The organism is Anaerosolibacter sp., from assembly GCF_029240175.1.
GTDB lineage: Bacteria > Bacillota > Clostridia > Peptostreptococcales > Thermotaleaceae > Anaerosolibacter.
Window position 1 is genome coordinate 40,799 of sequence record NZ_JARBTM010000016.1, and the last position, 11,777, is coordinate 52,575.

At 41.2% G+C, this 11,777-nt stretch carries 10 protein-coding genes; 2 read left to right on the plus strand and 8 right to left on the minus strand.

The genetic code is table 11. The annotated features are described in order from the left end of the window. Nucleotides 1–66 precede the first annotated feature (66 nt). Nucleotides 67–3,480: a 5'-nucleotidase C-terminal domain-containing protein gene (locus K0R93_RS12030; RefSeq protein WP_300301585.1), complete on the minus strand. Its 3,414-nt coding sequence runs from the start codon at nucleotides 3,478–3,480 to the stop codon at nucleotides 67–69. Between the two features lie 576 nt (nucleotides 3,481–4,056). On the opposite strand from K0R93_RS12030, the gene hcp reads away from it, so the two are divergent. Next, nucleotides 4,057–5,415 carry a hydroxylamine reductase gene (hcp, locus tag K0R93_RS12035; protein WP_330685153.1) on the plus strand — a complete coding sequence of 453 codons (1,359 nt, stop codon included), beginning with the start codon at nucleotides 4,057–4,059 and terminating at the stop codon, nucleotides 5,413–5,415. Between the two features lie 42 nt (nucleotides 5,416–5,457). On the opposite strand, the gene K0R93_RS12040 is transcribed toward hcp, so the two are convergent. The 4 genes from K0R93_RS12040 to K0R93_RS12055 all read right to left on the minus strand — a co-directional run bounded on the left by K0R93_RS12040 (nucleotide 5,458) and on the right by K0R93_RS12055 (nucleotide 7,687). Beyond that, entirely contained in the window at nucleotides 5,458–6,006 is a 549-nt protein-coding gene (locus K0R93_RS12040) for a GNAT family N-acetyltransferase (protein WP_300301587.1), read from the minus strand. Nucleotides 6,007–6,023: 17 nt separating this feature from the next. Beyond that, nucleotides 6,024–6,767: a tRNA pseudouridine(38-40) synthase TruA gene (gene truA, locus K0R93_RS12045; protein WP_300301590.1), complete on the minus strand. Its 744-nt coding sequence runs from the start codon at nucleotides 6,765–6,767 to the stop codon at nucleotides 6,024–6,026. Between the two features lie 47 nt (nucleotides 6,768–6,814). Continuing rightward, the gene (locus K0R93_RS12050; RefSeq protein WP_300301592.1) at nucleotides 6,815–7,012 is read right to left on the minus strand and encodes a hypothetical protein; all 198 of its coding nucleotides are present in this window, start codon (nucleotides 7,010–7,012) and stop codon (nucleotides 6,815–6,817) included. 108 nt (nucleotides 7,013–7,120) lie between these two features. Continuing rightward, nucleotides 7,121–7,687, minus strand: coding sequence for a cysteine hydrolase family protein (locus K0R93_RS12055; RefSeq protein WP_300301594.1), 567 nt, complete (start codon nucleotides 7,685–7,687; stop codon nucleotides 7,121–7,123). A 257-nt stretch (nucleotides 7,688–7,944) separates the two neighbouring features. Between K0R93_RS12055 and K0R93_RS12060 the strand changes: the two genes are divergently transcribed. Continuing rightward, nucleotides 7,945–8,202: a hypothetical protein gene (locus K0R93_RS12060; protein ID WP_300301596.1), complete on the plus strand. Its 258-nt coding sequence runs from the start codon at nucleotides 7,945–7,947 to the stop codon at nucleotides 8,200–8,202. Nucleotides 8,203–8,333: 131 nt separating this feature from the next. Here K0R93_RS12060 and K0R93_RS12065 read toward each other — a convergent pair whose 3' ends face one another. The 3 genes from K0R93_RS12065 to thiD all read right to left on the minus strand — a co-directional run bounded on the left by K0R93_RS12065 (nucleotide 8,334) and on the right by thiD (nucleotide 11,774). Then, complete coding sequence (locus K0R93_RS12065) at nucleotides 8,334–9,485, minus strand: THUMP domain-containing class I SAM-dependent RNA methyltransferase (RefSeq protein ID WP_300301598.1); 1,152 nt, start codon at nucleotides 9,483–9,485, stop codon at nucleotides 8,334–8,336. Between the two features lie 189 nt (nucleotides 9,486–9,674). After that, on the minus strand, nucleotides 9,675–10,976 hold the full coding sequence (gene thiC / locus K0R93_RS12070; RefSeq protein ID WP_300301600.1) for a phosphomethylpyrimidine synthase ThiC: 1,302 nt from the start codon (nucleotides 10,974–10,976) through the stop codon (nucleotides 9,675–9,677). Further along, on the minus strand, nucleotides 10,977–11,774 hold the full coding sequence (gene thiD, locus K0R93_RS12075; RefSeq protein ID WP_300301602.1) for a bifunctional hydroxymethylpyrimidine kinase/phosphomethylpyrimidine kinase: 798 nt from the start codon (nucleotides 11,772–11,774) through the stop codon (nucleotides 10,977–10,979). It abuts the gene before it with no gap. Between the last annotated feature and the right edge of the window lie 3 nt (nucleotides 11,775–11,777).

Genomic DNA, 11,777 nt, shown 5'->3' on the forward strand with positions numbered 1-11,777 from the left:
TATAGTATAATATGACCTAATTGATCTGTCAATAAAAGGCTGCCATCCTAGGCAGCCTTTTACATATTAATTTTGTGGAATCACCAGTTTTTGTCCTGGAACAATAAGATTAGGATTCTTGATGTTATTGATCTCAGCCAACTTTTCATAGGCCACACCAAATTCCTTTGCAATCTTCCAAAGTAAATCTCCTGCCTTGACAACATACTCTTTCATTGCAGCTACAGCTGATTTTGCTACTGAGGCAGGTGTTTTTTCTGTTGGAACAACCACTTTATCTGTAGCAACAATTCTTCCCTCTACTTTAGCATCCACGGTACCTTTTGCAGCAATATAGCTTGCCAATATTTCATCAAGGGCTGGATATTCTCCAAGAATGGCTTCGTCTTTGAACATATCGTACTTGTCTCCACCTGCAGCCATGAAATCATTTGTTGCAAGCTTATAGGTTTTATTTGGATCAAGCTTTGCTTTACCAACCATAACTTCTGAGATTCTTTGACCAACTGGTTGCTTTGGATTAAACTTATAGGTTAATCCAGCTACGTGGGCAAAGTGACCAGCTTCAGCTGGATAGGCGTCTACCCCATGCTCTAAGGCCGCCAATATATCGGCACCCTTGATTTCTTTCACAACTACATAGTTTCCAAATGGTAACACGGTGATTACTTCGCCCTTGGTGATTTCACCTTCATTGATGGACGCTCTGATCCCACCCCCATTCGTGATGGCTATGTCGGCTTTCGTTGCATCAATCATTGCATCTGTAATCAAGTTACCTAGATTGGTTTCCCCTGTTCTTACATTACCTCTCACACCATTAAGCTCTGTCATTGTCTTTCCTACCACCACAGAAGTGATCTGCTCATTTCCAGCTTTGATGGCAGCGATTAAGTTTTTCACCTCTGTATCAGCCTGCATCTGTGCCGCAGCAGCCTTATCAATCAATACAGCTTTCTTTTCTGTGATTTTTCCGTCTTTCGCGTAAAAATGCACAACGCCAAGGTTTTTGTCATACTCACCGGTCTGGGCGATCAATGTGTCTCCAACCACCAGGCCATCCTGTAATACCGTATGGCTATGGCCATCGATGATCAAATCAATATCCTTGACTTTCTCAGCCACCATTTTGCTTGTAAATTCACTATCTTCATTTAGACCAAGGTGGGAAATGGCAACGATAATGTCCACTTTATCCTTAAGCTCTACCACCATTTTTTCTGCTGCTTTGATAGGATCTTCGAAGATTAATCCTACTACATTATTCGGATGGGTCTTGTAAGTGGTCTCAGGTGTTGCCAATCCAAAGATACCTACCTTTTTCCCCCCCACTTCTTTAATAGTGTATGGTGTCAATAAATCTTTTCCATCCTTCTTGATATTTGCCGCAAGGATTGGGAAATTTGTAATTTGGTCTAATTCAAGAAGTCTTTCTTGCCCATAGTTAAAGTCATGGTTACCAGGTGTCATGGCATCATAACCAACTTGATTCATCACCTTGGCAACAGACTCACCTTTTACGAGGCTGGCGATAGTTTGGCCATGGAACGCATCACCCGCATCAATCACAAGGGTCTTAATGTTTGATTTCTTCAGTTCCTTTATGTAGGAAGCAATCTTGTCAAAGCCCATCCCATCGCTGCTGCTTGTTTCAAGTCTGCTATGGGTATCGTTTGTATGAACAATACTCATGAAAGGAATTTGATTTTCTGCCACTAATTCATCGGCATTCAAGGCTTTTACGTTTGGCGTCCTTCCATCTTCTGATGTTGGGATCTTGATGGCTCCTGCTTTTACCAATGCATAAATTTGATCCTTTAATGGATGATTTAAATCTGCCCCAACAATCTTCCAGTTATTATCCACCTCAGGTGTAATTGTTCCTTGCTCCTTGATATAATCTGCGATAAAGCTTCTGATGGATTTAGGATCAGAATCAAAGTATTTTTCTTTACTGATGTATTTATTTGTTTGTAGGGTAGAACCATATCTATAGTTGTTTACAGCCAATTTAAGAATTTGCTCATCCTTAAGGGGTTCCCCTTTAAACATTACGTTTACAATTCTTTCCCCTGCAGGCTTAGAGATATCAATCTCATAGTCCACACCTGCAAACATATCATAGTTATAGCCTCTGATTTCCGGATTAAAGCTAACTGTCACATCTCCAGGCTTATATGTATTATAGTAAGATGCCGACCACTCCATATATTGCTTTAATTCTTTACCTGTTACTTCCACTGCCACCAAAGTGTTTGGATACTTATAGATGTCAAAAATACTGCTATAGGTAACAGGACCTTCCTTGATATTCGAGTCATTTTTAAACAGTGCTGCAGCAGAAACGTCTGCACCTGTATATTTTAATTGCACTTTATTAATCAAATCAATAACTGCCGTATCTATCAACTGTGCTTCTGGAATACCAGGCAGTTCTGGGTCTGGATGGAAGTTACCTTCAGCTGTTGCAAGCACATCCTTTAAGAATGTTAAAGCTTTTTCATGGTACATCTTTCCTTGTTCAACTACTTCTTTTGCGGGTTCAACACCCTTTGTCTCAATCAGCTGAACTTTTTTATCTGCAACATTCCAAGTCCCACCTTGGTTTTGAAGGGTGAAGTCAAATCGTACAACCTGAGCGCCTTTATCCTTTGCCCCACCATAGAGCACCCCATTTAGCTCTCCAGATTCATTCTTATGATCATGGCCTTTAAGAAGTGCATCGATTCCTTTGACTTTGTTTATAATCTCACCTGCAGCGTCGCCCTTGTTTACGTCGTATTCCCCATTTAAATCTGCATGAGCTGCAACAACTACCAGTTCTACTTTTTCTTGTTCTTTAAGGATTTTTACATATTTTTCTGCTTCTTCTGCCATATGCTTGAATTCAAGGGTTGTTACCTTTGGTCCATCCCATCTTGGGATGTTAGGTGTTGTTAGTCCTAAAATACCCACCTTTATTCCTGCAACCTCTTTTACCACATAGGGTTTCACGAAGTTTGTACCATCTGCCTTATTATATGTATTTGCAGATAAGATTGGGAACTTAGCTTCCTTTTCCATCTTCTTGATCAAGTCTAGGCCAAAGTTAAATTCATGATTACCCAGAGTCATAGAATCGTAGCCCATAAGGTTCATAACGTCCATCATTGGATTTGGTTCTGATAGGTTTGAATTGTACAAGTCATCCGTTAGGACCGTTCCCTGTACATTATCACCATTGTCTATCAGCAGTGTATTGGGATTTTCCGCCCTCACTTGCTTAACAATGGTATGTACCTTTGTTAATCCTACTGCATCGATCGCCTTACCATCTTCATAGGACCAGTCGTAGATATTTCCATGAATATCAGTGGTCCCCAGGACAGTAACCTTTACTTGTCCTCCCTCAGCGAACGAATAAGTGGCTGGCATCATGAGCGAAAGCACCATGATTATGGCCAGTACCAGTGCTGATAAGTTTTTCATCCTTCTCTTCACTTTAACTACCCCCTAGTTTTGATTGCACCTACTGTGCAAATTTATTTTATCATATCAAAAATGTAAAATACTGTTATATTTTGACAACTTCGAAAATTAAGTTTTTAACATTTTTTCATATGTTTAAACACTAGAATTTTAGGTATATATAGAATAAGAAGGACATTCCTTCTCTCGAATAGAATCCGGTAACTCCCTGGCAACCAAAATGTAAGTTGCTTGTTTCATGAACCCCTTACCCCTCTATAATGAATGTGAACAATAGTTTAGAACAAAGATTTAAATGTTTTCTGTAAAGTATCTAGGAAAGAAGGTAGAAAATTTAGTGAGTGATCAACACCCAAATTGTTTTATCGGTTGCTATAGTTACTTCCGATTCTATTCTTCATAAAAATGAGCCATTGAAATGAATTTTTCATCGGCTCATTTTTTATGATTTTTTGATAATCATCACATAATCCTGTGACACATGTCACAGATTGAATCCTCCAATTCCATTATCATAGTATTATACTTAACAACACCTAGGGAACATCCCTAATCATATGAAATCATACATTATAAGGAGGATTACAAATGTTTTTTAAGAAAGCAGAGAAAGTTGAAAAAAGTGAACCAAATCCAATGTTCTGTTACCAATGTGAGCAGACACCTGAAACTGGGTGTACAAAGTTTGGCGTATGTGGTAAGAATCCTGATATCTCCAGCTTACAAGATACAATGATCTTAGGTCTTAAAGGTGTGGCTGCCTATGCAACCCATGCTAGAGAATTAGGCGCAGTGGATGCTGAAGTAGACGCAATTGCCCATGAAGCTCTATATACGACTTTAACAAACTCTAACTTTAGCTTAAATGAGCATATCGGTATGGCCATGAAGGTAGGTCAGGCTGCTGTAAAGGTTATGGATTTACTAGATCGTGCCCATACATCTAAATTAGGTATTCCTCAGCCTGTAAAGGTTTCTCAAGATAAAATTGAAGGACATTGTATCCTTGTAACAGGACACAATCTATATGCCCTAGAAGAATTATTGAAGCAAACTGAAGGTAAAAATATCAACATCTATACTCACTCAGAAATGCTTCCAGCCCACGGTTATCCAGAATTAAAGAAGTATGCTCATTTAAAAGGCAATGTGGGTAAAGCATGGTTTGACCAAAGAAAATTATTTGAAGAATTCCCTGGAGCAATCCTTGGTACGACAAACTGCTTGATGCCTATCAAGGGAGGCTATTCTGATAGAATGTGGACTTATGGTACTGCAGGATTAGAGGGTGTACAAAAAATCGCTAACGATGATTTCTCACCTGTGATTAATAAGGCTCTTGCTTTAGCACCAGCTAACGTGCAATCAGATAAAACTTTAACAACAGGTTTCCACCATAATACCGTATTAAGTATTGCACCAGAAATCATTGATGCAGTAAAAGCTGGAAAAATCAAGCGTTTCTTCGTAGTTGCAGGCTGTGATGCCCCAACAAAAGGAAGAGACTACTATAGAGAATTCGTGCAGGCATTGCCACCAGAAGCAGTTGTATTAACAACTTCTTGCGGTAAATTCAGATTCAACGATTTAGAAATGGGTACTGTTCCTGGCACAGAAATTCCAAGATATATCGATTTAGGTCAGTGCAACAACTCTGGTTCTGCTGTGAAAATCGCCTTGGCATTGGCTGACGCATTCGGATGCGGCGTGAATGACCTGCCATTGTCCATCGTATTGTCTTGGTTCGAGCAAAAAGCTGTTGCCATCTTACTTGGTTTGTTCAGCCTGGGCGTGAAGAACATTTATGTAGGACCAAGCGCACCAAAATTCATTACACCTGGTGTATTAGGTGTATTACAAGATAACTTCAACCTTCAGTTAATCAGCGGTGATGCAAAGGCAGACTTAGCTGTAATGTTAGGCGGAGAAGCTGCAGCAAACGCATAATAAATAAAAAAGATTTGATGCTCAATGAGCATCAAATCTTTTTTATTTAGGATCAATATTTAACCCCATGGCAATGGAATCATAAAATTTGTCATTGATGTAGAACTCCCGGGTGATCCTGCCCTCTTCTTCAAAGCCCATTTTCTTATAAAGCTGGATCGCACCTTCATTATCTTCTTTTACCCGCAGATTGATCTTACGGATGACACCTACTTCCCTAGCCCATTCAATTAAATATTCCAATAGATGCCTTCCGATTCCTAATCCCCAGTATTTCTGTAATACAGAGATCCCAAACTCACCTGCATGGGCAACCCTCGGTCGCTGTCCGCCCCTAAAGGTAATATTCCCTATGATCTCGCCATCGATTTCCCCAATAAGAAACAGTTGATTCAATCCCTGTTGAAAATCTGCTAAAATATTTTTCTCCTGTTCTAGGGTAATATTAAATTCTCCTGGTCCAAAGGTAAGGTTATCACTTTCACCTGCCACTTGATTCACAAAAGATATCATTGCCTCGGCATCCTCAGCTACTGCCTCCCGAAGAATCATGGTTTGTCCGTTTTTTAGTTTCAATACCTTCCGCTTCATCTCACCGATCAACTCCCTTATTCACCGTAATGTACTTCATATAAAAATAATCCTTGGGCAGGGGCTGTGACCCCGGCATTAGCCCTAACTTTACCTTCCATGATTTCTGGAATCTCCTCGGCTTTCATTTTTCCCAGTCCAACCTCAATCAAAGTCCCTGTCATGATCCGCACCATGTTATGTAAAAACCCATTGCCATGAAACATCATGTTCAGCTCGCTGCCTTCCCTGTGGATATCTATGGCGTATAGCTCCCTTACTGTGGATTTCTTTTTTGATTTCACAGAGGAGAAAGCTTGAAAATCATGTTCCCCTGTGAGATAACCTGTTGCTTTTTTCATGGCCTCAATATCTAATCGTTGAGGAATATAGTAGGTATATTTTCTGTGGAAAGCTGCGGGAACTCTTCCACACCATATGCGATAGAGATATTTTTTACTTGTGGCATTATACCTTGCATGAAATCTCTCGTCAACTTCCACGGCTTCCTTTATCACAATATCCTGGGGCAGATACTGATTACAATAGTCCCTCATTTCATATACAGACATCATGCTTTGGGTTTTAAAATTGGCAATCTGGTGATAAGCATGGACACCCGCATCAGTCCGCCCTGACCCTATGATCTCAATGGTCTCTCCTGTCATCTTGCTCAATACCCCTTCAATCTTGGCCTGTATAGTATTGTCTGTATTGCCTAACCGCTGCCATCCATTATATTTTGTTCCATCATATTCTATGGTCAATTTGATATTTCTCATGGGTTCTTCTATTGCTCCTTCCCCTTGCCGTTTTTATGTAGTATTCCCTATTTCATGTTATTTTTTGACTTTACTTCCTCCGCGGAAGGATTTAAGCGCTTTTCTAACTCTTTTCCGATGGCAAAAGCCAACCCAGAGAACAGAAGAAAATAAACTGCCTCATTGGTTAACAAAGAAAAAAAGAAACCGATGAACGCACCTATCAACATTGTATTCATCGGTATATTTTCCATAAATCTCTTCATTTTCTTTAACCCCCTACTTATACATGTATTTTTTCTCTCTTTATCCTTAGGGCAGCGGTTCATTCTATGGATCGCTATCCGTAGGGGCCTATCTAATGTCTTGTGAATTTAAAGCAGCTTTTCAAACTCTTCCTTGGTCAAGCAGGTGGCAAACCCGTTAGATAGGATTGCAGCTTCTACCCGCTGTACTTCTTCCCGGGGAATTCTTTCTCCATTCTTTCCTGTCATATCAAAGGTAGCTGTCCCATCGATAATAAAATAATTCCTATATCCTAAAGCGTGGGCTTCCCTGGTCGTAGTATCACAGCAGTGGTCCGTTTGCATCCCTGTGATCACTAGGTTTTCTATGCCGTTTTTTCGGAGATACTCATCGAGACCGCTATTGAAAAAGGCACCTGGTGTATGCTTTGTTACGATATAGTCTTCTGGCAAAGGCTTAATTTCCTCCATAATCTCCGCGCCTTCAGTTCCCTCCCTGAAAAAGCTGCTGCTTTGATTATGACTAATATGTTTTACATAGATAATCTGCACATTCTTTGCTCTACAGTTCTGGATCAGATCTTTAATATTGGTTAACAGTGTCGGGGGAGGTACCTGTGGAAGCTTATATTTCCAAAAATCCCACTGCACATCAATGACCAGCAAAGCTGTTTTCTCAGGTATTAGCTTAAACATCATATCTCCTCCTATCAATGTTAAAATGTTAAAAATATTTTTATTATTTATACCCATATTTTAGAACAAATACAATCTTAATTCAATCCTTCTTAGATTCTTTTTTAGGTTAAAGGGTATATTTTAAGAATAACTAGTACTTTCTCACTATTTCAATCTTTTGCAAATCAAAATAAAATTATATTTAAGGTACCTAAATTTTTTTGTTGTCTCGTATATATCTATATATACGTCTAATATGGAACGGGGGAATAACCATGGTCTATGGGGAACAACATACCGATTTCTATGCTTCAAAAACCTGCAAAAGGTGCAAAGGTCTGATTCGCACTTCTTCTATCTTCGGTTATTGTGAAAAATGTGAAGAAATTATGCAGGATGCATACATAAGGATTAAAGACTATCTAGAGGAATTTCCCGGCGCTACAACCATGGAAATTCAAACACAGTTGGACTTGTCCATTAAAGTGATTCATCATCTGATTACTGAGGGCAGGGTATCTCTCCAAAAATAACAATTCCATCCTTTTATATAACAATGGCTGTCGTTTCCACGACAGCCATTGTTTATGGGGTTTATCTTCTTCCAGAAGTTCTTTAAATTCCTCATCCGCCCCCACAGGGTACAGTACTAGGTGCATATCCCTTACCCCTTTCCCAACATCTCCTTTGGTGGCTTTGGCCCAAAGAATTGATAATAATCTACCTTAATTCTTCCATTATACAGTTTTCTCTTTTTGCTGGCTTTCTTTCCATATAGAGCTTCAAACTGTTCCTCGGAGGTTATCACATACATAGACCAGGTGTCAAACTTGCTAAACACCTGACCCATCCGTTTATAGAGCCTCTCCACTTCCTTTTTCTCTCCCAATCGCTCCCCATAGGGTGGATTGCAAATAATATAGCCATACTTTCCATCGGAGGCTATTTGGGCCATATCCTGAACCTTAAAGGTGATGCAATCATCTACCCCTGCCTGATAAGCATTTTCCTCGGCTATCTTTATGGCCTTTGGGTCCATATCAGAGGCCATGATATGAATATCTACATCTTGACGAATGGCCTTTAGTGCTTCCATACGGGCTTCCTTCCACAATTGCTCAGGCACTCGATGCCAAGATTCTGCTGTGAATTTTCGCTCCAAGCCCGGCGCCATATTCCGTCCAATCAAAGCTGCCTCGATGGCAATGGTGCCTGACCCGCAAAATGGGTCTATTAGTACCCGGTCTTCCCTCCACCGACTAATCATCACCATGGCAGCAGCCAAGGTTTCCTTCAATGGTGCTTCATTGGCCTTTGTCCGGTAACCCCTCTTATGTAATCCTGCACCACTGGTGTCGATGGTCAGCGTTACTACATCCTTCAAAAGAGCCACTTCGATCTCATACTCCGGGCCATCTTCTTGAAACCATTCCACATTATACACACTCTTCAATCGCTCCACCACAGCTTTTTTTACGATGGCCTGACAATCAGGCACGCTGAAAAGCTGAGATTTTACAGATTTACCGATGACAGGAAATTTACCATTCTCAGGAATCCATTCCTCCCAAGGTATGGCTTTTGTTTTCTGAAAAAGCTCCTCAAAGCTTCTGGCTTCGAATTCTCCCATCTTCAAAAGCACTCGATCTGCCGTACGCAACCAGAGATTCGTCTTTGGAATCGCTGCTTCATCGGCAGTAAAAATCACCTTGCCATTCTCCACCTTTATATCTTCATATCCCAACTGCTTCACTTCTAGCTTTACCATCTCTTCTAATCCAAAGGTTGCCGTAGCAATCAACTCAATTTTCGCCATATCATCAATCTCTCCTACTTTTCATCTGTTTTCCTACTTATTGGTATTATAGCATAATCTTTCATGAGAAATACATGAACCTTCTTTTTCTACATGCTATAAAAATCCATTACCTAGAGAATAGCCACATCCAAGTGCACCAACAAAAATGTAAAGAAGCCAGGCGAAATATTTCACCCAGCTTCTTTTTTAACATCCCCCTTGGAAAGTTCTGCCTAAATGTTCACTGACAATCTTATAGGCACAAAATTTTCCGCACATGGTACAGCAATCTTCGCTGTCGGTATTCTTCTCTTTTCTCAATCGCTCTGCCTTAGCAGGATCTATAGCCAATTGGATCTGTCTTTCCCAATCTAGATTTTTTCTAGCCTTGGCCATTTCTAAATCCCATTCCTTTGCACCTTTTACTCCTTTGACGATATCAGCAGCATGGGCAGCGATTCTAGAAGCAATGACTCCTTCCTTCACGTCTTCCATGGTTGGCAACCCTAAATGCTCTGCCGGTGTCACATAGCATAGAAAATCTGCTCCAGAAGAAGCCGCAATCGCCCCGCCAATAGCAGAGGTGATATGATCATATCCAGGTGCCACATCGGTTACAATCGGCCCTAGTACATAGAAGGGTGCATTGTGACATAGGGTTTTTTCTATTTTCATATTTGCCTGGATTTGATCTAAAGGTACATGACCTGGACCTTCTACCATCACTTGAACCCCTGCAGCTCTTGCCCGCTTTACTAACTCACCAAGGATAATCAACTCCCGAATTTGAGGGGCATCACTGGCATCTTCGATACAGCCTGGTCTTAAACCATCTCCAAGGCTTAAGGTCACATCATATTGTTTTGCAATTTCCAACAGCCTATCGTACTGGGTATACAGCGGATTCTCCTTCTTATTGTGAAGCATCCAAGCAGTCATGAAGGATCCGCCTCGAGAAACGATATCCATAACCCTTCCATTTTTTCTCAATGCCTCAATCACTTCTAAGGTAACACCACAGTGGACCGTAATGAAATCTGCACCATCCTGACAGTGCTTTTCTACGGCATGGAAAATATCCTCTGCGGTCATTTCCACCATACCTCTGCCCTTTTCCTCTGCATCTACCAAGGCTTGATACAGTGGTACAGTTCCCACCATCACTGGACTGGCTTGAAGAATGGCCTTCCTCGATTGATCGATGTCTCCCCCCGTACTCAAATCCATGACGGAGTGGGCCCCTGCATCAATGGCAGCCTTCAACTTTTCTAATTCCTTCTCTATTTCAGGATAAGCATCGGAGGTTCCGATGTTGGCATTCACCTTTGTTGATAAACCTTTACCTACAGCTATAGGTCGAATCCCTTTGTGGTTGATATTGCATGGCAGTACGATTTCACCCTTGGCAATTCCTTCTCTTAACAACTCTGGCGACATACCTTCTAGGGCTGCCGCAGCTTCCATTTCCTTTGTAATAATTCCTTTTCTTGCACTTTCTAATTGTGTCATCTATATGCTCCTTTCAGGATAAAACTGATAAAAATGATGGGTTGGCCCAACACCCTTTCCAATACTAAAGGAATGGGTAATGGCCATGGTAATATAGGCCTTGGCTCTCTCTACTGCCTCCACCAAATCACTGCCCAATGCCAAATGGGCTGCAATGGCAGATGCAAAGGTACATCCTGTACCATGGGTATTTTTTGTATTCACCCGTTCTCCTTCAAAATATTGAAACCCTTTGCCATCATACAAGACATCGGTGGCTTTTCCCTCCAGATGCCCCCCTTTTACAATCACATGGCCTGGGCCCATGGCATAGATCACCTTGGCAGCCTCTTTCATTTCCTCTAAGGTTTTGATGGTCCTTCCCGTAAGTACCTCTGCTTCATACAGGTTCGGTGTCACCACATAGGCTTGGGGAATCAGCTTTTGAATCAAAGCTTCCTTGGACTCAGGCCTGAGAAGATGGCACCCGCTCTTAGATACCATCACCGTATCCACCACAGCCTTTTCCACATGGTAGGCTTTAAGCTTCTCGCCAATCATCTCAATGATCTCTATATTGGATACCATACCTACCTTTACGGCATCTACGGTGATATCTTGGAAAACCGCATCTAACTGCATGCCCACCATCTGTGGGGTGATCTCTTCCACCCCCAAAACACCCTGGGTATTTTGGGCCGTAATGGCTGTAATGACACTCATACCATAGACCCCCAAGGCTGAAAAGGTTTTTAAATCTGCTTGTATGCCTGCTCCCCCGCAGGAATCAGAGCCGGCAATGGTCAATGCCTTTTTCATCAT